We start from the raw sequence: 24,267 nt of genomic DNA on the forward strand, positions 1-24,267 counted from the left end.
GGTGAGCGCACGCTGCGAGCGCCGCTCAGGTTTTCCCCTCGTTTCAATAAGTTCTGAGAAAAAGCTCGCGCAGGTCCGCCTGCGCGGGCGGGTGCGGACCCGTCCGCGCCCGCCTGTGTTCCGTTTGCCCGTCTGTGTACTGTCCGCCCGCCAGTGTACCGTCTGAAGGCAGTGCCCCGCAGCCGCAATCCCGGACAGCCGGAGACCGCGCCAGCGGCGCGCCTCTGCCTGCCCTTGTGCTCCTGACTTCAAAACCAAAGCTCCGGCAGGCCTGTCAGCCCCCGACAGGCCCGCCCAGGCCGCTGCCGGATCAATACGGCACGCTGCTTTCAGTCTGCCCGCCGGGCAGCGCGGTCAAAAGCCTGCAGCCGGCACCGCGGCCCTAGAACGTGTTCAGATCGCTCAGCAACAGGAACCGCTTGCGGAACTGATCCAGCATCTCCGGCTCCAGGAAATCGGCCGGGTGGGTGGTGCCAAAGGCGGAAAAGGCGCGGTCCTTCATCTCCACCAACTGGCGTTCGATATCCAGCTGCGCAATACCGGACGGCAGGCCCAGCGCGGTTTCGAAAATACTCCGCAGCGGCGGCGACCCGATGATATTGTACCAGTGGGCGTTTTCGCTGCCGCCCGCATCTACAACATCTTGCAGCTCGCGCTCCAGCGCCAGCGCCAGCCGCATGTTCGGATCCGAGTTGCCGATCTCGATTTCAAACTGGCGGGTGGTGTAAAGCTCGGCAAGTTCCTCGGCAAAGCCTTCCGGATACTCCCGGCTGGTCTCCCCCGCATTGAAGGAGAAGGCCTGTGTCATGGCCTTCAATCCGGTATCATAGTGCGTGTTGGCGTAGGACGTGCTGGAGGACAGGTCGGACTCAAACGCCTTCAGTACGGTATCGAAATCAGTGCTCCGCTTGCTTTGGCCGAACAGGTCCAGCGTGGCCTCGAACAGGCTCAGGTCAAAAACCAGTTCCCGCGGGTTGGTGAAGGTGCCCAGCTTATCGGTAATCTCCTCCGCGAACACCTGCATCTTGCTGACGGGCTCGGGCCATTGATTCTGGAAGGCCTCGGCAAAGTCGTAAAAGGCCAGATTTTCCGGCTGGTTCACGTAGGAATTCGGGTCGGACAGGTCGGATTCCAGAACCTGTCTCAGATAGGTCTCCCCCCGGTCGCTGAGGTTGAAAGTGTCCAGCGCATGCGCCAGCAGCTGCGGGTTCGACAGCAGCTCCTCCGGATCGGTCATCGCGTTGATATCCGGCCAGCCGAAGCCAAAGGCCTCTGACACCGCAAGATAGCGCTTGTCCTCCAGCTGGTTGACGAAGGAGTCGGGATCGGTGGTATCCGAATTCAGCACCCGCCGCAGGAAATCGGGATAGGTTCTTTCCAGACCGAACGTGTCAATCACGGCCTGCAGCAGATCTTCATCCGCCAGCAGATCATCCGCGCTGGCCAGGCCCTCAGTGTGCTGGTTGAACTCGCTAACCAGCGCCTCGATGCTGTTTTCATACTCCGGCGCCTGGCCGAAATCGAACTGCCCGGCAAAGGCCGCATAGCGCGGATCAGACAGCTTGTTGGCAAAGGAGCTGGGGTCGTCGAGGTCGGATTCCAGGACTTTCTGCAGGAAGAACTGATTGTTTTCCAGCCCCTCCAGCCCGGCATTGCCAAGCGCCTTGCGCAGCAGGGTGCTGTTTGACAGCAGGTCATCCGGCGTGGCGATGCCGGCAAATTCGCTCCCCGCCCTGGCACTGGGCAGCTTGGGTCCGTCGGAGCTGCCAAAGCCAAAGGTTTCCGCCAGCGCCTGGTACCGGCTGTCGTTCAGCCGGTTCACGATCGACTTGGGATCGCTCATGTCGGATTCCAGCACCTGCTTGATGAAGGCCCTGTTGTTGATATCCTCATCCAGGCCAAAGGCGCCCAGGGTCACGGTCAGCAGGTTGTAGTCATCCAGCAGCTGGTCCGCCGACTGTATACTGGTGATGCGCTGCGTGAAATCCTGCACCGTCCGGTCAAGGACGGGCGATTTCTCGTAAACCTCCTGCTGCTGGTCCCGGGTCCGCTGCAGGAAGCTCCATCCCGCAATGCCGGTGCCGAACACATATGGCGTAAAGCTCACCCTGCTGTCTCCTGTAAAACCGTTCCGGGCCGGCGCGCCCGGATCTGCCCATCCGGCACAAAGAGTACCCCAAGGTGGTGAATAAACCGGAAACGGGCGCGGAGATTTTCGGACCGCAGGCGCGCGGGCGGCGCTTAGCGGCAGGCCAGCGCGTGCCGCAGGCCCGTGTCCGGCCGGAACGGGCCGATGTCCCGGCTGGCGATGCGGCCCTCCTGCAGCCGTGAGGCCATGATCCGGCGCCAGCCGCTGCTGACCGTCACCAGCTCCGGCCCCTCGCCGCAATCGCGGATCCCGGAGGTAATGAAATCGTCTCCGATCCGGTGATTGGTCAGGCCGGGCGCACTGGCAACCTCGCTCAGCGCACCGTCCGGAACCGCCAGATGCGCAGGGTCTTTGCCAGATGCGGCCGGTCGATATAGGCGATCTCCGCATGCCCGTCGCCATCCAGATCCGCAGCACCAATGGGGGCGAGCCAGCGGTGGCTCTGGCCGATGTAGGGCGTCTGTGCAATCAGCTCCAGGCGGCCCGCCCGCAGGCCGTAAACGGCAATCTGCGCCCCCTTGCTGCGGTGGCTGCGCACTGTGATGATTTCCGGATGCGCGCCACCGTCGAGATCGGCCAGCCGCGGCGCCAGATCCTCGAACACATGGGCCTCGTCCAAAGTCACGCTGGCACCGCAGCGGCCGGGCAGCGCCGGCGACCAGTACCGCAGCGTCTCCGGCTCCAGCGCATCGCCCAGAACCCCGTGCCCGTAGCGGCCTGTCAGATCCTCATAAGCGGCGGCCGCTTCGCCCAGCCGGACCAGCGACCCCTCCACCGTGCGCGGGCTGGAAAACGGGCCGGGGCCGCAGCCTTCATCAGCCTGCGCCGCAGACGGCCCGGCCAACGCCAGCCCCAAACACACCGCCCGCCACGCGCGGCGGGCAGAACCGGGCCGGGCGCGCATCCGCAGACGCCGCGCTGCCGGCCCGTTGATCATCAGATCTGCTTTTCGGGCATCTGCACCACCAGACCGTCCAGATCGTCGGTCACCTTGATCTGGCAGGTCAGGCGCGAGCGGGCCGGATCGGGCTCATAGGCGAAATCCAGCATGTCCTCTTCCATGTCGTCCTTGGCGGGCAGCTTCTCGACCCAGTCCGGCGCGATGTACACATGGCAGGTCGAGCACGCGCAGGCGCCGCCGCAATCGGCCTCGATACCCGGAATGTTGTTGTCGCGCGCGCCTTCCATCACGGTCAGCCCGCTGGCCACATCCACAACATGTTCGGTGCCGTTGTGCTCGATGTAAGTGATCTTTGCCATTGTCAGCTCTCTTCCCTTTTCCGGTACTTGCGCGACTGTGTAGCCAAGCGCCCGCGCCGGTGCCAGCCCCAATTGCGACCCCGCCCTGCCGCAGCTGGACTTTCCGGCACAATGTTCTATATTTGTTCACTCTGGAAATTTCTCAACCGCGGAGCCCGTTTGCCTCATGCCAGCCCCCTCTGCAGCCGCTTCTGCAGCCCCACCCGCAGGGCCCGCCGCCGCAGCGCCCCCGGCATCGCCCGGCCGCGCCCGGCCCTGGCCGCGCCCGCCCCACTGCCTGCCCGCCGCCCGGCTGCAGGAGCCGCCGGAAAACGCCCGTGTCACCGTCGCGGGGCTGGTGATCCTGCGCCAGCGCCCGGGCACCGCCAAGGGGGTCATCTTCGTCACCCTCGAGGATGAGACCGGCGTCGTCAACGTGATCGTCTGGCGCAAGATTTACGAGGCGTTCCGCCGCGCGGTGATCTCCGGACGGCTGCTGCGCGTCACCGGGCGGCTGCAGCGGGCGCATTCGGTCACCCATGTGATTGCCGAAACGGTCGAGGACATCTCCCCCATGCTCGACCTCCTGCTGGCGGAGCAAGGCCGCCAGGGCGATCCGGCCTTTGCGGACGGCAGCGAACTGAGCTAGGCTGCCGCCAAAGCAAAAGCGCCCGGCACCGGCAGGGGCGCCGGCCACAGGCACCCTGACAAAGGCATCCGGGCATGACGCCACCCCTCCTCACGACCTGCCGGCGTCTCGCGCCCGCGCTGCTGCTGGCCGCCCTGGCAGCCCTGCCCGCCTGCGTCCAGCCGCCGCCCGGCGGCGATGTCTCGCGCGCGGGGCGCTATGCCCCGCCCGGCGCGCCGCCCGATACCTGCTGGAGCAAACACACCTCCCCCGCCGTGATCGAGACCGTCACCAGCCAGGTGCTCGCCCGGCCCGCAGAAACCGACAGCAGCGGCCGGATCGTCCGCCCCGCGCTGTTCCGCACCGACACCCGCCAGCAGATCGTGCAGCCGCGGCAGGAACACTGGTTCGAAATCCCCTGCCCCGCCAGCATGACGCCTGAGCTCATCCGCACCCTGCAGCGCGCCCTGACCGCCCGCGGCCTCTACCGCGGCCCCGTCCACGGGCAGATGGACGCCGCCACCCGCGCGGCGGTGCAGCGCTACCAGGCGCCGCTGGGGCTGGACAGCGGCACCCTGTCGCTGGACACCGCCCGCAAGCTGGGGCTGGTCGCGGTTGCGGGCTGAACCACCCGGTTCAGTTCCCCGGTTCCCCGGGGGCCACGCCTCTGCTAAGCTCCGCCGGACTGGGCTCCAGACGCAAAGAGACTTGGCCATGCTGACAACCCGCCTGCCGGATTCCGGCTTCCTTTCCGGCGCCTCGGGCCCGCTGCGCCGGATGCTGGAAAGCCAGGCCACAGAGGTGCGCCTGCGCCAGGGCGAGGTGCTGTTCGAACAGGGCGATGCGGGCGATGCGCTCTATGCGATTGCCGAAGGCGCGCTGGAGTTTTCGGTGCTGTCGGCCTCGGGCCGCAAGCTGTCGCTCGACATGATGCGCCCCGGCGCGGTGTTCGGCGAGATCACCCTGTTCGATCCGGGCGAGCGCACCGCCACCGCCATCGCCGCCGAGCCCAGCCGGGTGCTGCGCCTGCGCAGCGGCGACGTGGTGGACCAGATCCGCCAGCACCCGGACCTGGCCGCCGACCTGTTGCGGCTGGCCGGGCAGCGGATGCGCTGGATGAACACTCAGCTGAACGAACAGGTGTTCCTGCCGATGCCAGTGCGGCTGGCGCGCAAGCTGCTGTACCTCGCGCCCGAAGGCCGCGACGGCCGCGTGGCGCTGTCCCAGGCGGAGCTGGCGGAGTTTGTCGGCGCCACCCGCGAGGCGGTGTCCAAGACCCTGGCCGCCTGGAAGCGCAGCGGGCTGGTCGGCATCAGCCGCGGCGGCGTGCAGATCCTCGACCGCAGCGAACTCGCCGTGCTGGCGGAACCCGATTCCATCTGACCGCGCCGCAGGATGCAGATTTCTGCAAGATAATCCGCGCTCTGTAATCCCGGTCACAGATCCCGCCGCCGCCGCGCGCCATAACGGCCTTACAGAAAGCCATTAACCGTTCCATCCCGATGGCGGCCTGTCCAACAAGAGCCATGTGCCCGCCAGCACATGGCTCTTCCCTATTGCCGCCCCCACCCTGACAGCCGCCGGAATTCGACGCGAATTCCGGCCCGGAAAACACGTGTTTTCCGGGCCGTTTCCCGCGCCGGGAAACGGTTCCCTCTCCCGCCCGCCATCCCTCTTGTTCAAGAAATATTCACTTAGCCATTCCCCAATCCGGCCGCTACGGTGCCGCGCATGGCTTATGACTACGACAAACTCTACCGCGAAACCCCGGATGCCCTTGGGGCGCCATCCGCCGCCTTCACGGCCTTTTTCGACCGGCTGGACGCGCGCGGGCTGGACGTTCTGGATGCCGGCTGCGGCCAGGGCCGGGATGCGCTGTTCATCGCCCGCATGGGCCACCGGGTGACCGGCGTCGACATCTCGCCGCACGGCATCCGGCACCTTCTGGCGGCGGCTCAACGGGAAAACCTCGCCATAACCGGCATCGCCGCAGACCTTACCGTCTGGGCGCCGGACAAGGACTACGACATCCTGATGTTCGACCGGACCTTGCATATGCTGGCAGCGCCTCAGCGGCGGGCGCTGCTGACCCGCTGCCTGCCGCACCTGCGCCCTGGCGGCTGGGTCCTGATCTCGGATGAACAACGCAATCTCAAAGAGTTCCGCCAGATCGTCGCCGGCCAGAACGGTGACTGGCACACGGACCAGAACAGCCGCGGCCTCTTGTTCGTAAGGCGCGGCTGAAGTCCCGGCGGCAAGCAAAATGGCCGGGCTGATGCCCGGCCATTCCTTGTTCCATCGGTTCCGCCTCCGGCGGTTACTCCGGCAGGTTCAGCGCCACAAAGCGCGGCTCGCCGCCGCGGCGCACCAAGAGCAGCAGCGACTTGCGGCCTGCCTCCTTGGCTTCCTCGACCCGGGCTTCCAGGTCACTGATCGAGATGACCTTCTGCTGGCCCGCCTCGGTGATCACATCGCCGGCGCGCAGGCCCTTCTCCCAGGCTTCCGAGGTCTCGTCCACCGACAGGATCGCCAGGCCCTCGACCTCTTCCCCGACATTCAGCTCGCTGCGCATCTGCTCGGTCAGCGCACCGACCGACAGCCCCAGCAGCTCCTTCTCGGAGGAATCCGGCTGCCCGTCGCCGGTCTGCGGGGCGGAGGGACCGCGCTCCGCATCCTCGCGGCGGCCCAGGGTCACCCGCAGGGTTTCGGTCTTGCCTTCGCGGTAGACCACGACACGCACGGTCTTGCCCACCTCGGCATTGCCGACCTGTCGCACCAGGCCGCGGGTGTCGCGCACGTCCACGCCGTCAAAGCTGACGATCACATCGCCGGCCAGCACGCCCGCATCCTTGGCCGGGCCGTCCGGCACATCGGTGACCAGCGCGCCGCGCGCCTTCTCCAGCCCGATCGCCTCGGCCAGGTCCGCATCCACATCCTGGATCTTCACGCCCAGCCAGCCGCGGCGGGTCTCGCCGTATTCCTTCAGCTGCTCGACCACCTTGACCACCACGTTGGAGGCCATCGAGAAGCCGATGCCGATGGAGCCGCCGTTGGGCGACAGGATTGCGGTGTTCACGCCGACCACATCGCCGTCCATGTTGAACAGCGGCCCGCCGGAGTTGCCCCGGTTGATCGCCGCATCGGTCTGGATGTAGTCGTCATAAGAGCCCGACAGCTCTCGGTTGCGGGCCGACACGATGCCCGCCGACAGCGAGAACCCCTGCCCCAGCGGGTTGCCCATCGCCACCACCCAGTCGCCGACGCGGGCGGTGTCGCTGTCGCCGAACTTGACGAACTTCAGCGGTGCCGGGGCCTTGACCTTCAACAGTGCGATATCGGTGTTGGGATCGGTGCCGATCACCTCGGCCGGCAGCAAGTCCCTGGGCTGGCCTTCGCCCGGATAGAACTCGATCTCGATCTCGTCGGCGCCCTCGATCACGTGGTTGTTGGTGACGATATAGCCGTCCTCGGAGATCACAAAGCCGGAGCCCAGCGCCGAAGAGCGGCGCGGCCGGCTGCCATTGCCGTTGCGGTCCTGGAACTCGCGGAAGAAATCCTCGAACGGCGAGCCTTCCGGCACGATGCCCTGCGGCCCGGTGCGCCCCTCGACAACGGTGGTGGTGGTGATGTTGACCACCGCCGGGCTCACCCGCTCGGCCAGCGGCGCCAGGCTTTCGGGCCGGGCCATCGCGGATACCGCCTGCATCAGCAGGACCGCCATGCTCAGCACCGCAAGCCAGATCAGGCGCATCGTCATGCCCCTGCTGCCTGCCTGGCCGGAAATTGCAATTGCCTGTGGCTGCACGGAACTACTCCTTGTCCTGTCTAATTCTTCTTTTCCCCCGGCCCGGCGCAAACGCCAGACACGCCCGGGGGAGTCTTATGCACCCAATGTAAGAACTTCCGCCCGGCCCGCAACAAATGTTGCAAGGAATAAAGCGGCTGTGAGCCGGAAATCCGGCCGCAGCCGCAGGCGCAGGCCCTGTTGGCGCCATCCTAACAGGGCAGACCTGAATTTTCGCTGAAATTCTGCGTGTGCCGCGGCGCGTCAGAACCCGATCCGGTAGGCCAGCCAGACCAGGATCAGCCCCAGCGCCAGCGCCGCCAGCCCGGCATTGCGGCGCTGCTCCTCGGTCAGCGCCCGCAGCATTTCCAGCAGGCGCTCGACAAGCGAAGGGGCCAGTGCGTACACCAGCCCCTCTGCAATCAGAACCAGCCCGAGGGCCAGCAGGACGAAGCCCATCACTGCACCGCGGGCTTGCCGTCAGACGATTTCAGGTAGTTGAAGAAATCGGAATCCGGCGACAGCACCATGGAGGAGTTGCTCCCCTGCAGCGCGCCCACGTAGGCGTTGAGGCTGCGGTAGAACTCAAAGAACTCCGGATCGGCGCCATAGGCAGTGGCAAAGATGCCGTTGCGCTCGGCGTCCGCCTCACCGCGGATCACCTCGGCCTCGCGCTCGGCTTCGGACACCAGCTCGACCTCGGTCCGGTCGGCCTGGGCGCGCACCCGCTGCGCCGCCTCTTCACCGCGGGCGATCTCGTCCGCCGCTTCCCGCTCGCGCTCGGCGCGCATCCGGGCAAAGGTGGCTTCCAGGTTGGCCTGCGGCAGGTCGGTGCGCTTCAGCCGCACGTCGATCACTTCCAGACCCAGCTGGCGGGCCTGGGTGATCGCGCCGTTGCGGATCCGCAGCATCAGCGCCGCCCGGTCCGACGACAGGATGTCGTTGGAGCTGACCGAACCCAGCACCTCACGGGTCTGGGCGCGCATGATCTTGTCCAGGCGCTGCTCGCCGGCGCCGATGCCGCCGCCGCCAACCGCCTGGCGGAAGGTTTCCACATTGGCGATCCGGTAGCGCGCGAAGGCGTCCACGATCAGGCGGCGGTCGTCCAGCGGAGTGACCTCCAGCGGGCCGACTTCGAGGCTCAGGATACGGTCATCGTAACGCACGACATTGTCGATAACCGGCAGTTTGAACGCCAGACCCGGGGTTTCCTTGATGTCCACAACCCGGCCAAAGCGCAGCACCAGCGCCTTTTGCCGTTCGTCCACGATGAAGACCGCCGACAGCACAGCAATCGCCGCAACCACCAGAACCGGCAGAAGAAGAGTAGATTTCCGCATCAGTTTTCCTCCGTCCGGCGCAGTTCATTGAGCGGCAGATACGGCACGACAGCCTGCCCGCCTTCGCCGGTGGTGTCATCCAGGATGATCTTGTCGACACCGCTCAGCACTTGCTCCATGGTCTCCAGGTACAGGCGCTTGCGGGTCACTTCCGGCGCTTTCTGGTATTCCTCCAGAACCGCGCTGAAGCGGCTCGCCTCACCCTGGGCTTCGTTCACCACCTGGGCACGGTAGGCCTCGGCCTCTTCCAGCGTCTGCGCGGCCTGGCCGCGGGCACCTGCCAGCTTGCGGTTGGCATAGGCATCAGCCTGCTTTTCCAGCCGGTCGCGTTCCTGGCCTGCCGACTGCACCTCGCGGAAGGCGTCCTTCACCGGCTCTGGCGGATCGGCACCGTCAAAGTTCACCCGCACGATGTTCACGCCGCTGTTGTAGCTGTCCAGCGTGGTCTGGATCAGCTCTTCCAGACGGGCGGTGATCGCGCCGCGGTCACGGTTCAGGATCGGTGCCAGTTCGGACTGGGCGATGATCTCGCGCATGGCCGATTCCGACACCGCGTTGATGGTGGTGCGCGGGTTGGCCAGGTTGAACAGGTATTTCGCCGGATCGGAGATGTTCCAGACCACCTGGAAATCCACGTCGATGATGTTTTCATCGCCGGTCAGCATCAGACCCGCCTCGCCGCCGCGCGAGCCGGCGCCGATGTTCTCGGTCTGCTCGACCCGCACCGGGATCACCTCATAGGTAACCACCGGCCAGGGGGCAAAGTTCAGACCCGGCTGGCCGGTGTCCGAATACTTGCCCAGGAACAGTTCCACCGACTGCTCTTCCGGCTTGACGGTATAGATGCTGGCAAAGCCCCACAGGACCACAGCGGCAACAGCCGCCAGGCCCAGCGTGCCCTTGGTGAACAGCGGCGCGCCGCCGCCCGGTCCGCCGCGCCCGCCACGGCCGCCGCCGCCGCCGCGTCCGCCCATCAGCACGCGCAGCTGCTCCTGGCCTTTCTTCACCAGCTCGTCGATTTCGGGAATCTGGGGATCTTCCGGCTTGCGGCCGCCGCCGCCATTCTTACCGCCGTTGTTGCCCCGGTTGCCTCCTCCGCCGCCGGAGGAGCCGCCGCCCCCCCATGGGCCACCGCTATTGCCCGCCATTTGTCTCCTATCCGTTTGCTGCCGCCCGTGATCTTTCACGACAGGCGGCATGTGGTGTCAGTTATTGCCGGCGCCGCGTCTTATCTTGAGCGCACCGGAGTCTTCAGCGTTACCAACTCTTCCGACATTGTCGGATGCACCGCAACCGTGCGGTCGAAATCTTCCTTGGTTGCACCCATCTTTACGGCGATTCCGGCCAGCTGGATCATCTCTCCCGCACCGGGTGCGACGATATGGCAGCCCAGCACCTTGCGGGTTTCCTTGCTGACGATCAGCTTCATCAGCACCCGTTGCGCCCGGCCGGCAAAGGCCTGCTGCATCGGTTTGAAGGACGTCGCGTAGACCTCGATCGGCTCCCGCTCGCCTGCCTCTTCCTCGCTCAGCCCGATGGTGCCCATCTCCGGCTGGGTGAAGATCGCAGTCGGGATCAGCTCGTGATCGGGGCTGGTCGGGTTGCCCTTGAAGACCGTCTCGACAAAGGCCATCGCCTCGCGGATCGCCACCGGCGTCAGGGCCACCCGGTCGGTCACATCGCCGATCGCGTAGACCGAGGGAACCGAAGTCTGGCTGTATTCATCCACGACGATCTCGCCCTTGCGGCCGCGCTCCACGCCGATCTCTTCCAGGCCCAGATTGCCCGCATTCGGGTTGCGGCCGGTGGCATACATCACCTTGTCGAACAGCCGTTCCTGCCCGTTGGTCGACTTGACCCGGATCTTGTCCCCGTCCTGGCGCATCTCCAGCACGTTGGTGCCCAGATGCACATCAATACCCGCCTGGCACATTTCCTCGGAGATCAGCCCGCGCGCCTCGTCGTCAAAGCCGCGCAGGATCTGCGCGCCGCGGTAGTACTGGGTGGTCTCGACGCCCAGCCCGTTCATGATGCCCGCGAACTCGCAGGCGATATAGCCGCCGCCGACGATCAGCAGGCTTTCGGGCAGCTTGTCCAGGGTGAACATCTCGTTCGAGGTGACCGCCAGCTCCGAGCCCGGAAACTCCGGCACCGACGGCCAGCCGCCGGTGGCGATCAGGATATGCTTGGCGGTCTTGCGGGTGCCGTCGGCCAGCTCCACCGTGTGGGCATCGGCCAGCTTGGCGCGCTGATCGAAGCTTTCGACGCCGTTGTTCTTCAGGATATTGCGGTAAACGCCTTCCAGCCGGTCCAGCTCCGCGTGCAGCTTGCCCCTGAAGGTCTCCCAGTTGAAGGCACCTGGCTGAATGTCCCAGCCATAGGCCCGGGCGTCCTCCACCATGCCGGCGTATTCGGAGGCAAACACCATCAGCTTTTTCGGCACGCAGCCGCGGATCACGCAAGTGCCGCCATAGCGGTCTTCCTCTGCCAGCGCCACCTTGGCGCCTTCCTGCGCCGCGACGCGGGCCGCCCGCACCCCGCCGGAACCGCCGCCGATGACAAACAGATCGTAATCAAAGCTCATGAATATCCGCCCTTTGCATGTCCTGTGCTGGTATCCCACAACGGAGCACCAAACGCCATATGCCCAAGTGGGCGTTATTGCGCCGCTTTCAACCTTTTGGCGCGGAATCACGCGGGGTTGTGAAGCCGGCAGGCCCGGTTTGCCCGCGAGCCGGCAGCCAGCCCGCGCCCGCCCGGCAGCGCCGCGCCGCCGGGACAAACGCAAAACGCCCGCCCCGGCAGCTGCGGGACGGGCGCGGCCCGGCCTGACGGCCGGGTGCCAAGCTCACACTGAGCCGCAGCTTAATCGTGCAGGTCGGTGAACAGGTTGTCGGTGTCGACGAACTCCAGCTTGTCCTTCTCGACAGTGCCTTCGTTGATGTCGCGCACCTCGACCCGGCCGTCGCCATAGCCGATCACCACGGTATCGCAGATGTCGATGAACAGCCCGTTCTCGATCACGCCGGGGATCTGGTTCAGCACCAGCGCCAGCTGGCGGGCGTTGCCGATGCGGTGCAGATGCAGGTCCAGGATATAATTGCCCTCGTCGGTCACAAACGGCGCATCGCCGTTCATCCGCAGCGTGGTGCTGCGGCCCATCACGTCCATCGACACCAGGGTTTCCTCGATCAGCGCCTGGCTGCTCTGCCAGCCGAAGCGCAGCACCTCCACCGGCAGCGGGAAGGCGCCCAGGGTCTCAACCGATTTGCTGGCGTCCGCAATCACCACCATTTGGTCCGAGGCTGTGGCGACAATCTTCTCCTGCAGATGCGCGCCGCCGCCGCCCTTGATCAAGTTCAGGTCGGCATCGAACTCATCGGCGCCGTCGATGGTCATGTCCAGCCATTTGGCCTCATCCAGCGACACCACGTTGATGCCCACATCGCGGGCCAGCGCGGCGGTGCGCGAGGAGGTCGGCACGGCGGTGATCTTCAGCCCGTCCTTCTGCACCATCTCGCCCAGGCAGCGCACCAGCCAGGCCGCGGTGGAGCCGGTGCCCAGGCCGACCCGCATCCCGTCCTCCACCATTTCGGCCGCCCGCTTGGCAGCTACGAATTTCGCCTTGTCGATGGGCGACAGTTCTCCGGTCATGTGTTCGGCTCCGTGAAACGCGTTTGCCGCGGTTATAGGCAGTTTGCCGCCCGGGTGCGAGAGGGCTTTTGCAACGCCCCAAAAGTGGAAACCGCGCCATTCCGGCCTATAGGTTAACTATTTAAGGGGGACCGAAGTCATGCTGCAATTCGACGAGGAAACCACCCGCGTGCTGGAAGACGCCTATCAGGGCGCCGACATCTCCCGGCGGCGGCGCGCCAGTTTCGACGCGCTGGCGCCGCAGCCGGGCGACCGGATCCTGGACCTGGGCTGCGGCAACGGCCTGCTGACAGCGGAACTCGCCCGCGCCACCGGCCCCGCAGGCCATGTCACCGGACTGGACGCCAGCCCCGACATGCTGGCCGCCGCGCGCCAGCGGCTGCAGGGGCGCAGCAACACCACCCTGACCGAAAGCGATGCCGCCAGCCTGCCGTTTGAGCCGGAAAGCTTCGACAAGGCAGTGTCGGTGCAGGTGTTAGAATACATCACCAGCCGCCGTCCGGTGCTGCGCGCCCTGCATCACGTGCTGAAGCCGGACGGCCGCCTGGTGATCGGGGATATTCACTTCGACACCTTCGCCTGGCACAGCGACAACCGCGCCCGGATGCAGCGGTTCATGGATATCTGGGACAGCCACCTGGCCGAACGCGCGGTGCCTGCCCGCTTGCCGGAGGAACTGCGCGACTGCGGTTTTGCCCTCGAATCGATGCGGCCCGTCACCCTCTGCGATACCAGCCTGCGCCCCGACGGCCTCGCCGCGGTGCTGATCCGCCTGATCCGCGCCTATGCGGTGCAGACAGGGGCCACCGACGAAGACGACGCCGCCGCCTGGGCGCAGGAGCAGGAGGAGCTGGCGCAAGAGGGCCGGTTCTTCTTCTCCCTCACCCATTTCGTCTGCACCGCCCGGCGGATCTGACCCGGTATGCGCCGCCCCGGGGCAACGGCCAGCCCCCTGCGTCAAGCACCCCTGTCCCGATCCGGCCGCGCCCCGCGGCATTTCTGAACGCCTGCGTTGCGGGACGGAGCCGCCTTTCGCTGCGGCCGCAGCCTCGACAGCACTCTGTGGCCGCAGTGCGCGACAAGCAGGCTTTGCCAGTTAGATTGTAAGGCACATGCTGGACATCACGTACTCAGTTCGTCAGTTTAGCTCTGCATTCAAAAAATCATAAAAAATCATACTGTTGCGGACAGTTTGAGGAAGCAATCAACTTTTGCGTGTCTTTGAGGTTTTACCTTGAGTGCGCCTAGGCAATGAAGTGGTTCTATTGATGACAAAAAGACGGGCTGTTGGGCGGTTGCAAAAGATGCTTGACGAAGAACACACAAGTGAGAGCCGTTTACCTTTAGCAGGCTGCTGAAGAAGTCGGCTCTCGACGCGGTCTGAGGAACATGATTCACCCTCAGCATAACTTCAGCGGGGTTTGATGATGCGCGGGACGGACGAAGCGAGCGGATCGCTTTTCAGCTATGTCGATCTGGAAGAGCGCATCCCCGCGCGGCACCCGCTCCGCAAGATCAGGCAGGTCGTGAATGACGCGCTGGCCAGCCTGGATGCCGATTTCGAGGCGCTCTACACCGATTTCGGCCGCCCCTCGATCCCGCCGGAACGGCTGATCCGAGCCTGCCTACTGCAAATCCTGTTTTCGGTCCGCTCCGAGCGGCAACTGATGGAACAGATGCAGTATAATCTGCTGTTCCGCTGGTTTACCGGCCTCGGGATCGATGACCCTGTTTGGGTTCCCACGGTGTTCACCAAGAACCGCGACCGGCTGCTGACAGCCGATATGTCGCGCAAGGTGATGGCGGCCATTCTGGCGCATCAAGTAGTCGCGCCACTCCTGTCGGACGACCACTTCTCGGTCGATGACACGCTCATCAAGGCCTGGGCATCGATGAAGAGTTTCCAGCCGAAGGCCGCAGGCACACCGCCCGGCGATGACGGGTCGGATGACCCGCCTTCGACATGCATCACCCCTACCGCACAGCCCATCCTACCCGAAACCGAGACCGATCAAATGCCCCGCTCCAACCGCCGCAGCCGAAATCCCGAGGTCAACTTCAAGGGCGAGAAGCGTTCGAATGCGACTCATGCTTCGGTCAGTGACCCGGACGCACGGCTCTACAAGAAATCCCCCGGCACGGGTGCGGTGCTGTGCTTCATGGGGCATGCGCTGATGGAGAACCGGCACGGGCTGGTTGTTCAAGGCGACCTGACCCATGCTGACGGCCGCGCCGAACGCAAGGCCGCATTGGACATGCTGCACCGCCACTCCCCCGGATCGCCCCGGCAGCTGACCTTGGGTGCCGACAAGGGATACGATGCGGCCCAATTCGTCGCGGATCTCCGCCAGACCTGTGTCACCCCGCACGTCGCCAGGAAGGCGCGGCATTCAGCAATCGACGGGCGAACAACCCGGCACAAAGGCTATGCCCTGTCCCAGAAGCACCGCAAACGGAATGAGGAGGCGTTTGGTTGGGCCAAGACCGTTGGCAGCATGTCCCAGACCGTCTATCGCGGCGTCGAACGGGTGCGGTCGCGCTTCATCCTGACGCTCGCCGCTGGAAATCTCGCCCGGCTGCCCCGGTTGCTGGCAGAATGAGGCTGTATGAGGTAGCCACAAGCCTGCTTCCAGCCCCCCGATCCGGAAGGGAGACAAGGGAGACCACCCCCTCAGAGAGAACAGCGTCCCGCTGGCCTGACTAATTCAGCGCCCTGCTAATGACCGACCATGTTCAAACCCCCACTCGTTTCCGCCGCGCTGCTTGCTGCCGCGGTGGCAGCCTCAGATCCTGCTAATGCCGCAGACCGGGACACAAGCTGGACCGCAGAACTCAGCGCAATCAACGATGTAACCGGAAAAAGCTATGAATACGCGGTGTCCGGGTATCGCATCCGCATGGACTTTATCGCCCCGGACCGCATTCGATGGACCCGCGTCGAGGCTCCGGATGGCACTGCCGGCACCTCGGGTGAGGAAGAGATCGTGCATACCGATCTGCGCCCAGGCGTCTTTGTGATTGCCTTCACCGAGGCTGATGGAAACGTGGTGGATGTCTTCGACATTCAGCGCAACCGGCTCTTCGTCAATTACATCACCAATGGTGGAACGCGCTTTCACAGTGAGACTGTGATCGAAGACGTGTCTCAATGACCCAAAGGAAGACTGAAGATGGATGTAACCCGCAGAATGTTTGCCGGGCTGATTACGGGCTCGGCAGTTGCCGCGAGCCTTCCTGCTGCGGCGCAAACGACCGCTTCACCGATGTATGAGGTCCGTGATGTAACCTTTCCCAGCGGTGCCGAGACGCTGGCCGGGAAACTTTTCATGCCTCCCGGCGAGGGACCTTTTCCAGCTGTGGCGGTGGTTGGCCCGGTGGCCTTTGTGAAAGAGCAGTCTCCGGTGCAATACGCCACGCGCTTGGCCCGCCAGGGGCTGACCGTGCTGATTTTTGTTCCGCGCTATCACGGGGCCAGCTCGGGTGAGCCGCGCCGTTTTGAATCCGGCGAGGCAAAGTTAGAAGATATCGGCGCCGCCCTGACATTTCTGTCCGTGCAGGACGGTGTGGCACAGGACAAGCTTGGTGTTTTGGGCATCTGCCAGGGGGTGAACTGGGCGATAGAAGCCGCGGTTCGTGACCGCCGCGTGTCAGCGCTTGGCATCGTGGCCTGCCACTATCTGACCCCCGCCACGGCAACACTCTACTTGGAGAACGACCAAGCGATTGCTGCACGTAAAGAGCGTGCCGCCGAAGCGCGGGCTGTCTACGAAAAAAGCGGCGAGGTCCACTAAATTCCGATTATTGGATCGGACGAGGCCTTGCTGACAGCTGAACTCATAGCGCAGTGGTACGCGCCTTGGGACAACCGCGCCCCTTGGTTTGCCTATCGGGGCGGGTGGGAAAACCGCATCACCGCGATGAGCGAAGAAGTTATCTGGGGCTGGAAAATCAATGAAACGGTCACCAGGCTTCAAACGCCTGTACTGATGGTGCATGGCGACAAGGCTGCATCAGGTCCAATGATCCCCCGTCAGCTGTTCGATACGATTCCTGCAGCAGACAAGGCACTTTATTGGATCAAAGGTGCCAACCAGCTGCAATTCTATGAAGACCCGCTGGTCATAGATGCCGCCCTGGCCCCGCTTGCTGCGCACTTCAAGAAAGGGCAATGAACCGGCACTATTGAGAAAGGCGAACAAAACCGGGCTTTGATGCGCTTCACACGAAGAAACGCGTTCCGCCCGGCACAATCTAGCCACCGCGAATTGGCGCTTTGTGCGGCACTGTGTGAGTTAACCGGCTCCAGAACCTCGCAGTCGCAGCGAACGGCTGAAACGGCGGGCTGCGCCGCAGCACAAAACCTCGGCTGGTTGCGCCAAACGGCCGAATTTGCAAAGGGCGCTTCCTGCAGCTCCGCTGCCCCTGGTGCGAGCCGCAGCATCACCTGAGAAAGCTCAACCCTGCCGAGAGGCAGCTTCTCTAATTGGGCGTTTGGGTCAAGCTCGTTTTCCTTCCTTGTACGGGATCATTGTCGCTCATCCGGGTCACGCTTCTCTTCGCAGTCTGGGTGATGCCGGGTGAAGGCATCGCTGCACGCATGTGTCGGATTGGTTGTGGAGAGCCTCGCTTTCGGACGCGCTTGTCGTTGCGCAGCAGACATTTTCGGCTTCTTCCACGAACCCCGTCCGGTGAGGACGATCCCGTTCAGTTCTGGTATTGGGCTATTAGGTCATGCCATGCCCTCCACCGTCCCTGATCGGAACTCGGTGCCATCTACCCACATGCGATGGAGCAGAACGGCCAGTTTGCGGGCGACAGCCACGACAGCGCGGCGACGCCCCTTGGTGCGCATCAACCGCATCCCCCATGATTTGATCTGAGAGCCCGCCTTGGTTCGTACCAGCAAGGAGTTGGCGGCGGCGTAAAGTGTCGCCCTCACGTCTCGATCCCCGGCCTTGGATATTCGACCGGGATTATCTTGTTCACCGGACTGGTATCTTAGGGGCGTCAAACCAAAGTGAGCGGCCACGGTGCGAGATCGTTTGAAACGCGCGGGGCCATCAACCGCAGCCTTGAAGGTCAATGCTGTAACCGGGCCCACGCCGGGGGCCGTCATCAGGCGCAGGCAGACCTCATCCTGGCGGGCCGCGCGTTTGACCCTCCGGTCCAGTTCCAGGAAGTGTTGGTGCAGCGCCAACCGGGCATCAAGCAGCGGCAGCAAGGCATGGGCCAACACCTCATCCATCTCGACAATTGGCCGGACCATACCGTCAAAGCTGCCATGCTGCACTGTTTTGGGCAGGCGGATACCGAAGATCTTCAAAAGACCGCGGACTTCGTTGGCCAGATCAATGGTCTTGCTCAGCGGAGCTTTCCGTGTGCTCAGAAGCGCCCGAATGCCGTGCGCCTCCCGGCTCTTCATATAAACGGGGTTGAACCACCCCATGCGCAGGACTTGAGCAATTCCCCGAGCATCGTTCCGATCCGTCTTGTTGCGCATCGCCGATAGTGCGGCGCTGACCTGACGCGCTTCCATACAGACAACTTCAAACCCTTCAGACTTCAAGCCGTAGTACAGATGCTGACACATCGCACCGGCTTCAAAGCCAACACGCTCAATTGGAAAGCGAAGCGCAGTCAGATAGCCTGCGATCTCCTCAATATCACAAGGCAGTTCTCGCTCGTGCAGAACCGTGCCTTTGCCATCGACAACACAGACCGCGCAGGACCGCAGCGAAACGTCCAAGCCCGCGAAATACTCCATTCGAAATCTCCCATGTTCACAGATCTATCGTGATCCTATCGGGAGCTCGACCTCAGTTCCGGGTCTGCCCAATTACGTATGCTTTCGGGAAAGTGGCCATGGAAATTTGCACCGACAGCATCATTGCCCCCCGTCGCCATGTCTATGTCCGCTCTGGGCTGTGACTGGCGTGCTGCCCCAGCGAAGGGCCGCCCCCAGGGCAATGACGGCTGAGGGCTTTTTCCGTTGAAAAACTCGGCATTGCCGCCGCCCTGAGGCCTTCTACAACAAAGCGCGTTCTCCGCTCTTCATGCCGGACGCGGCGTTTGCGGTAGGGGTAGCAGCTTTGCGAGCTTTCTGAGGTTCTGAGCGGTGGCTGCGAGGTGGAATTCGTCGCGCGCGCCGCATCTCGACCTTCTTTCTGAGCTTGCAGGAGAGCGCAGGGTGCCGTCCTTATTGGCGCCCGATCGGGGTGTCGTGAACGCGCGCCGTTATTGCTTGAGCTCCTTGCCGCAAGGGCAGATGTAGGCGTCGTTCTCGGCATCGTAGGTGAAGTCGGCCCTTTCAAAGGTGCCGTCCTTGCGACCGGACTTGTCGATCACCGGGATATGCGGGGCGATCCCGCGCTGCCGGTCAAGCCAATCGAGCATTTCGCCCGTGCCGTAAGCGGTATCGGCGATCAGGCGTTCAGGTTTCAGGTCGAAGGTATCGCTCACCCGATCCACCATCGTCCGCACGGCACCGACCTCGGCTTGCCGGATCGAGCGGGTCGCCTCGACATCGAGGATCACGCCATTGTCGGTGTCAATCAGGTAGTTCGTGGAATAGGCAAAATAGGCGGGTCCACCCCGTGCGCCGGTCCATTGCGAGGCCGGATCGGAATGCGAGGTGAACTTCGGCTTTACCGGGCTGGCCACGCAGAAGGCCGCATCGTCGAGCGTCGCCAGATACTCCCTGACAGCGCGCGGCGCGTTCTCGTGGGCGATCTTCTCGGGGGCCCAGTCCGCTTGCGGCGACGAGTTCTGCCGGTTGGCATCGGCCTGAATCAGGCTGGCATCCGCCGCAAAGCGCTGACCACTCGCCAACCCTTCCTCGATGCAGCGCGCGACCACCGTCTCGAACAGATGCCGCAAGAGATCGCTATCGCGGAACCGACCGTGCCGGTTCTTTGAGAAGGTCGAATGGTCGGGCACTGGGTCGGTCAGATCGAGGCGGCAGAACCAGCGATAGGCGAGGTTGAGATGCACCTCCTCGCAGAGCCGTCGCTCCGAGCGGATGCCCATCTTGTAACCGACCAGGAGCATCCGGATCATCAGTTCCGGATCAACCGACGGCCTGCCTGTCGAACTGTAGAAAGGAGCCAGGTGCCGCCGGATGCCAGACAGGTCGACGAACCGATCTATCGCCCGAAGCATGTGATCCTGCGGGACATGATCCTCGATCGAGAACTCATAGAACAGCGCGCCCTGCGCTTCCTGCCGTGGTCCCATCATTGCCACGCACCTCCGCTTGCCTCGCGGAAAGTGAATCAGCACTCAATACCCAAAACAACCCGAGTTTTTCAACAGAATAGGCTCTGAACACCCTTTCACCGCGTTGGGCCTGAACGGCTTCTTTCCGCCGCTTCAGGCCCTGCCTGCCAAACATGCATCACAAAGGCGGGTTTCCTATTGGAAACGCCGGAAACGGACACATATCCCGCGCGTCTGCGTCATAATACTGTGTCATGAAACCCGAGTACCGCCTGCACTACGCCCCCGACAATGCCTCGCTGGTCATCCGGCTGGTGCTGGAGGAGCTTGGCCAGCCCTATGAAACCCTGCTGGTCGACCGCAGGGCCGAGGCGCAGAACAGCCCCGCCTACCGGGCGCTGAACCCGAACGGGCTGATCCCGGTGCTGGAAACCCCGGACGGGCCGCTGTTTGAAACCGCCGCCATCCTCCTGTGGCTGTCCGAACGCCACGGCGCGATGGCGCCGCAGCCCGGCAGCGCGGACCGCGCCGCCTTCCTGAAATGGCTGGTCTTTGCCTCCAACACCCTGCACGCCGACCTGCGGATGCTGTTCTACCCGGAGAAATACATCGGCCCGAAGCAGGCGCATAAGGCGCAGCTGCAAACCGTGCTGCGCCAGCGGCTGCACCAGCATCTGACCAACCTCGATCAGGCCGCCGCCGCCCGCCCCGCCTGGCTTGGTGCGCCGCAGCCCTCGGTGCTGGACTATTACCTGGCTTGCCAGATACGCTGGATGGCGCTCTACCCTGCGCAGGCCGACAAATCCTGGTTCACCCTGGCCCATTACCCCAGCCTGCAGCGCCTCTGCGCCGCACTGGAAAGCCGTCCCGCCGTTGCCGTGTCGCGCGAGGCCGAGGGCCTCGGCGCCACCCCGTTCACATCTCCGGCCTACGCCAATCCCCCAGAAGGATCAGCCACCTAATGTTCCTCTCCGTTTTCGACATGTTCAAAGTGGGCATCGGCCCGTCGTCCTCCCACACCATGGGGCCGATGGTTGCCGCCGCACGCTTCCTCGGCATGATGCGCGCCTCGCCGTTTGAATTTCACGGGCTGCGCGCCTCGCTGCACGGCTCGCTTGCCTTCACCGGCGTCGGCCACGCCACCGACCGCGCCACCATCCTCGGCCTCGGCGGCTTTGTCGCCCATGACTATGATGACGAAAAGGCAGAGGCCTTCCTGGCGGAGCTGAACAAGACCCATAAGATGCACCCCGAGGGGCTGGGCGAACTGCATTTTGACCCCAAGGCCGACATGATCTTCGACTATGATCACGCGCTGCCGGGCCATGCCAACGGCATGATCCTGATGGCCACCGATGCCCAGGGCGACGTGATCCTGAAACAGGTGTTCTACTCGATCGGCGGCGGCTTTGTCGTCACCGAGGAGGAACTGGCCGCAGGCAAGGCGACCGACGAGGGCGACCCGGTGCCCTACCCGTTCAAATCCGCCGCCGAAATGCTGGAGATGGCCAAGGCCAGCGGCAAGTCGATTGCCGAGATGAAGCGCGCCAACGAGATTTCCCGCGGCTGCTCCGAGAGCCTCGCCAAGGGCACCGCCCGGATCTGGCAGGTGATGAACGACTGCATCAACCGCGGGCTGGAGCGCGACGGCATCCTGCCCGGCGGCCTCAAGGTGCGCCGCCGCGCCAAGGGCATCTATGACGCGCTGATGGCGGAACGCGGCCTGAACCAGACCGCGCCGCACACCATCAACGACTGGATGAGCGTCTACGCGATGGCGGTGAACGAGGAGAACGCGGCCGGCGGCCAGGTCGTGACCGCCCCCACCAACGGCGCCGCGGGCACCCTGCCGGCCGTGATCCGCTACTACCTCGACCATGTTCCGGGCGCGTCTGAAGCCCATGTCGAGGACTTCCTGCTGACCGCCGCGGCGATTGCCGGGCTGGTCAAGTACAACGCGTCTATCTCTGGCGCCGAAGCCGGCTGCCAGGCAGAGGTCGGCTCTGCCGCCGCGATGTCCGCCGCGGGCCTCTGCGCGGTGATGGGCGGCACGCCCGAACAGGTGGAAAACGCCGCCGAGATCGCATTGGAGCATCACCTGGGCATGACCTGCGATCCCGTAAAGGGGCTGGTGCAGGTCCCCTGCATCGAACGCAACGGTCTGGCGGCGATCAAGGCGGTCTCCGCCGCGTCTCTTGCCCTGCGCGGCGACGGCCAGCACTTCGTGCCGCTGGACGCCTGCATCGAAACCATGCGCCAGACCGGCGCCGACATGCACGACAAGTACAAGGAAACCTCGCTCGGCGGCCTCGCGGTGAACGTGCCGAACTGCTGAGAAACCCAGCTTTCCTGCAAGGCTAGCGTGACATAAGGCCCGTGGCTGACTTTGGTGAGGCGCGTATGCGCCTGACCGGGGTGAAGGTCAGGCGCGGGCCGTGCCGCTGCGCGTCACATCCCAACGAGGGCGCAGCGCTCCTTTTTTTCCCGCAACTCCAGCTTGCGCCGCAACCCCTGCGGGCCTAGCGTGGCGCCATGACACAGGACCGGCCCCTTCTCGGCATCGCCTTGATGCTGGGCTTCTGCATGGTGATCCCGCTGGGCGACGCCATTGCCAAACTGCTGACCAACCGGGTGCCTGTTGCCCAGATCGTCTTTATCCGCTTTGCCGCCCAGGCCGCGATCCTGCTGCCGCTCGCCCTGGCCCTGCGCCTGCCGCTCAGCCTGTCGCGCCGGGTGGCGCCGCTCCTGTTCCTGCGCACGCTTCTGCAGATGGGCGGCATCGCCGCCATGTTCACCGCCTTCCGCTACCTGCCCCTGGCCGATGCGGTGGCAATTGCCTTCGTGATGCCCTTCCTGATGCTCCTGCTCGGGAAATATGTCCTGCACGAGAACGTCGGCCTGCACCGCCTCGGCGCCTGCGTCGTCGGCTTCACCGGCACTCTGCTGGTCATTCAGCCCAGCTTTGCCGCGGTCGGCTGGAACGCGCTCTGGCCGCTCCTGGTGGCGGTGATCTTTGCCCTCTTCATGCTGATCACCCGCAAGATCGCCAAGGAGACCGACCCGATTTCCGTTCAGGCGGTGGCCGGCGTCATGGGCACCGTGCTGCTGGCCCCGGTGCTGCTGATCGGCGATGCCGCCGGTGTCGCCGCCCTCTCCACCGCCCTGCCGCCGCAGGACACCTGGGGCCTGCTGGCCGCCGCCGGCGCGCTCGGCACCATCGCGCATCTGCTGATGACCTGGAGCCTGCGGTTCGCCCCCACCTCCACCCTCGCCTCGATGCAATACCTGGAGATCCCGGTGGCCGTGTTCTTCGGCTGGCTGGTCTTTGCGGAACTCCCCAACACGCTCGCCGCCTTCGGCATCCTGCTGACCATCGGCGCAGGCCTTTATGCGGTGATGCGCGAGCGCAAACCTGACGAAATCGAAGAGCGCATCAACCCCGCCTAAGGTCCCGCCTGAGGTCCAGCCGGACCGCGCCCAGCACATCCGCCAGCAGCCGCCGCGGCACAATCGCCAACAGGCCCGGCCCGTCCGGCAGCAGCCGCACCGGACCCAGCGCCCGGTTCGAGGTGCCGATCCGCCCCATCGGCGACATCACCAGACCCTCGATCGGCCACTCCAGCCCCTCCGAACGCCCCGTCGCCTCCTGCATCGGGAACAGCGAAATCACCTCGCCCGCCCGCGCCGGCAGCGCCACCTCATGCGCCAGGTGAAAGATCACCTCGGTTTCGCCAATCAGCACGCACGGCGTGTCATGCCCCTGCACCAGCGTGCTGAACGCCGCCAGCTGGTGATCCACCCGCGCCCCCAGGAACCCCACCGCCAGCACCGCCGGCGCCGCAATCGCGCGCAGCGCCTTGTCGAAATCGGTGCTGTCCTGCTCCGCCACCGGGTGCAGCGCCTCCGGCGGCAGCTGCGCCCGCACCGCTTCGCTCAGCGAGTCGAAATCCCCGATCACCGCCTGCGGCCGGTATCCCGCCGCCAGCGCCGCCGCCGCGCCGCCGTCCGCCGCCACCAGCTTGGGCGCCAGCACCAGCGCCTCCTCCAGCGCGCCGGTGGCGATTTCGCCGCCGCCAATCAGGGTGATTGGTTCCGGAGCTTCAACAATCAGTCTGTCCATTCGGCATATTCCCGCCTGTTTTGGAAACAGGTCACAATCTGAACACAAAATGATACGATCAATTGCACGGATTCGAGCAAAATTGGTCCTTCCAGCCAATAAGGTGAACGGCAACAGATGTGGCGAAGACGAGCGAGC

The 24,267-nt window shown here is 64.6% G+C and carries 24 protein-coding genes and 1 pseudogene; 12 read left to right on the top strand and 13 right to left on the bottom strand.

The window, feature by feature from the left end; genetic code table 11:
* Positions 1-382 precede the first annotated feature (382 nt).
* From R2C4_RS11780 to R2C4_RS11790, 4 genes are all read right to left on the bottom strand, one after another.
* Positions 383-2,107, bottom strand: a complete 1,725-nt coding sequence (locus tag R2C4_RS11780; RefSeq protein ID WP_141890786.1) for a DUF1217 domain-containing protein — start codon at positions 2,105-2,107, stop codon at positions 383-385.
* A gap of 134 nt (positions 2,108-2,241) precedes the next feature.
* On the bottom strand, positions 2,242-2,367 hold the full coding sequence (locus tag R2C4_RS21490) for a hypothetical protein (RefSeq protein WP_333869275.1): 126 nt from the start codon (positions 2,365-2,367) through the stop codon (positions 2,242-2,244).
* 95 nt (positions 2,368-2,462) lie between these two features.
* The gene (locus R2C4_RS11785) at positions 2,463-3,086 is read right to left on the bottom strand and encodes an FG-GAP repeat domain-containing protein (protein ID WP_338034698.1); all 624 of its coding nucleotides are present in this window, start codon (positions 3,084-3,086) and stop codon (positions 2,463-2,465) included.
* On the bottom strand, positions 3,086-3,409 hold the full coding sequence (locus R2C4_RS11790; protein WP_141890787.1) for a 2Fe-2S iron-sulfur cluster-binding protein: 324 nt from the start codon (positions 3,407-3,409) through the stop codon (positions 3,086-3,088). Before R2C4_RS11790 ends, R2C4_RS11785 begins: the two co-directional genes overlap by 1 nt.
* A 166-nt stretch (positions 3,410-3,575) precedes the next feature.
* Here R2C4_RS11790 and R2C4_RS11795 point away from each other — a divergent pair, with 166 nt between their 5' ends.
* From R2C4_RS11795 to R2C4_RS11810, 4 genes are all read left to right on the top strand, one after another.
* Positions 3,576-4,037: an OB-fold nucleic acid binding domain-containing protein gene (locus R2C4_RS11795; RefSeq protein ID WP_141890788.1), complete on the top strand. Its 462-nt coding sequence runs from the start codon at positions 3,576-3,578 to the stop codon at positions 4,035-4,037.
* Positions 4,038-4,111: 74 nt separating this feature from the next.
* A complete protein-coding gene (locus R2C4_RS11800) occupies positions 4,112-4,642 on the top strand; it encodes a peptidoglycan-binding domain-containing protein (RefSeq protein ID WP_058285882.1) in 531 nt (176 codons plus the stop codon).
* Positions 4,643-4,730: 88 nt separating this feature from the next.
* Positions 4,731-5,399: a Crp/Fnr family transcriptional regulator gene (locus R2C4_RS11805; RefSeq protein WP_141890789.1), complete on the top strand. Its 669-nt coding sequence runs from the start codon at positions 4,731-4,733 to the stop codon at positions 5,397-5,399.
* Between the two features lie 348 nt (positions 5,400-5,747).
* Complete coding sequence (locus R2C4_RS11810; RefSeq protein ID WP_141890790.1) at positions 5,748-6,260, top strand: class I SAM-dependent methyltransferase; 513 nt, start codon at positions 5,748-5,750, stop codon at positions 6,258-6,260.
* A gap of 73 nt (positions 6,261-6,333) precedes the next feature.
* Here the strand turns inward: R2C4_RS11810 and R2C4_RS11815 are convergent, their stop codons facing one another.
* The 6 genes from R2C4_RS11815 to rpiA all read right to left on the bottom strand — a co-directional run bounded on the left by R2C4_RS11815 (position 6,334) and on the right by rpiA (position 12,794).
* The gene (locus R2C4_RS11815; RefSeq protein WP_244940722.1) at positions 6,334-7,773 is read right to left on the bottom strand and encodes a Do family serine endopeptidase; all 1,440 of its coding nucleotides are present in this window, start codon (positions 7,771-7,773) and stop codon (positions 6,334-6,336) included.
* Positions 7,774-8,064: 291 nt separating this feature from the next.
* Positions 8,065-8,259: a DUF2065 family protein gene (locus R2C4_RS11820; protein WP_008553688.1), complete on the bottom strand. Its 195-nt coding sequence runs from the start codon at positions 8,257-8,259 to the stop codon at positions 8,065-8,067.
* Positions 8,259-9,140: a protease modulator HflC gene (gene hflC, locus R2C4_RS11825; RefSeq protein WP_141890792.1), complete on the bottom strand. Its 882-nt coding sequence runs from the start codon at positions 9,138-9,140 to the stop codon at positions 8,259-8,261. The genes R2C4_RS11820 and hflC overlap by 1 nt, the downstream gene beginning before the upstream one ends.
* The gene (hflK, locus tag R2C4_RS11830; RefSeq protein WP_058285888.1) at positions 9,140-10,288 is read right to left on the bottom strand and encodes an FtsH protease activity modulator HflK; all 1,149 of its coding nucleotides are present in this window, start codon (positions 10,286-10,288) and stop codon (positions 9,140-9,142) included. The genes hflC and hflK overlap by 1 nt, the downstream gene beginning before the upstream one ends.
* 80 nt (positions 10,289-10,368) lie before the next feature.
* Positions 10,369-11,724 (bottom strand): glutathione-disulfide reductase, encoded by a 1,356-nt coding sequence (gene gor / locus R2C4_RS11835; RefSeq protein ID WP_141890793.1) that lies wholly within the window; start codon positions 11,722-11,724, stop codon positions 10,369-10,371.
* 281 nt (positions 11,725-12,005) lie between these two features.
* The gene (rpiA, locus tag R2C4_RS11840; protein ID WP_141890794.1) at positions 12,006-12,794 is read right to left on the bottom strand and encodes a ribose-5-phosphate isomerase RpiA; all 789 of its coding nucleotides are present in this window, start codon (positions 12,792-12,794) and stop codon (positions 12,006-12,008) included.
* Positions 12,795-12,933: 139 nt separating this feature from the next.
* Here rpiA and R2C4_RS11845 point away from each other — a divergent pair, with 139 nt between their 5' ends.
* The 5 genes from R2C4_RS11845 (at position 12,934) to R2C4_RS11865 (ending at position 16,966) form a co-directional block, all read left to right on the top strand.
* A complete protein-coding gene (locus R2C4_RS11845) occupies positions 12,934-13,710 on the top strand; it encodes a methyltransferase domain-containing protein (protein WP_141890795.1) in 777 nt (258 codons plus the stop codon).
* 511 nt (positions 13,711-14,221) lie between these two features.
* Positions 14,222-15,394 carry an IS5 family transposase gene (locus R2C4_RS11850; RefSeq protein WP_141890796.1) on the top strand — a complete coding sequence of 391 codons (1,173 nt, stop codon included), beginning with the start codon at positions 14,222-14,224 and terminating at the stop codon, positions 15,392-15,394.
* Positions 15,395-15,523: 129 nt separating this feature from the next.
* On the top strand, positions 15,524-15,946 hold the full coding sequence (locus R2C4_RS11855) for a MoaF-related domain-containing protein (RefSeq protein WP_141890797.1): 423 nt from the start codon (positions 15,524-15,526) through the stop codon (positions 15,944-15,946).
* A gap of 18 nt (positions 15,947-15,964) precedes the next feature.
* Entirely contained in the window at positions 15,965-16,585 is a 621-nt protein-coding gene (locus tag R2C4_RS11860; RefSeq protein ID WP_141890798.1) for an alpha/beta hydrolase, read from the top strand.
* A 27-nt stretch (positions 16,586-16,612) separates the two neighbouring features.
* Positions 16,613-16,966 (top strand): alpha/beta hydrolase family protein, encoded by a 354-nt coding sequence (locus R2C4_RS11865; RefSeq protein ID WP_141890799.1) that lies wholly within the window; start codon positions 16,613-16,615, stop codon positions 16,964-16,966.
* 557 nt (positions 16,967-17,523) lie between these two features.
* On the opposite strand, the gene R2C4_RS11870 is transcribed toward R2C4_RS11865, so the two are convergent.
* Positions 17,524-18,558 (bottom strand): IS110 family RNA-guided transposase, encoded by a 1,035-nt coding sequence (locus R2C4_RS11870; RefSeq protein ID WP_141890800.1) that lies wholly within the window; start codon positions 18,556-18,558, stop codon positions 17,524-17,526.
* Between the two features lie 287 nt (positions 18,559-18,845).
* A pseudogene (locus tag R2C4_RS11875) lies at positions 18,846-20,030 on the bottom strand (transposase).
* A 233-nt stretch (positions 20,031-20,263) separates the two neighbouring features.
* Here R2C4_RS11875 and R2C4_RS11880 point away from each other — a divergent pair.
* From R2C4_RS11880 to R2C4_RS11890, 3 genes are all read left to right on the top strand, one after another.
* The gene (locus tag R2C4_RS11880; protein WP_141890801.1) at positions 20,264-20,971 is read left to right on the top strand and encodes a glutathione S-transferase family protein; all 708 of its coding nucleotides are present in this window, start codon (positions 20,264-20,266) and stop codon (positions 20,969-20,971) included.
* Positions 20,971-22,344: an L-serine ammonia-lyase gene (locus R2C4_RS11885; RefSeq protein ID WP_141890802.1), complete on the top strand. Its 1,374-nt coding sequence runs from the start codon at positions 20,971-20,973 to the stop codon at positions 22,342-22,344. Before R2C4_RS11880 ends, R2C4_RS11885 begins: the two co-directional genes overlap by 1 nt.
* Positions 22,345-22,541: 197 nt before the next feature.
* On the top strand, positions 22,542-23,456 hold the full coding sequence (locus R2C4_RS11890) for a DMT family transporter (protein WP_141890803.1): 915 nt from the start codon (positions 22,542-22,544) through the stop codon (positions 23,454-23,456).
* On the opposite strand, the gene R2C4_RS11895 is transcribed toward R2C4_RS11890, so the two are convergent.
* On the bottom strand, positions 23,443-24,129 hold the full coding sequence (locus tag R2C4_RS11895) for a thiamine diphosphokinase (protein WP_141890804.1): 687 nt from the start codon (positions 24,127-24,129) through the stop codon (positions 23,443-23,445). The two genes, R2C4_RS11890 and R2C4_RS11895, sit on opposite strands and share 14 nt — an antisense overlap.
* Positions 24,130-24,267 lie beyond the last annotated feature (138 nt).

The sequence above is a fragment of the Leisingera aquaemixtae genome, assembly GCF_006740765.1.
Taxonomy (GTDB): Bacteria; Pseudomonadota; Alphaproteobacteria; order Rhodobacterales; family Rhodobacteraceae; genus Leisingera; species Leisingera aquaemixtae.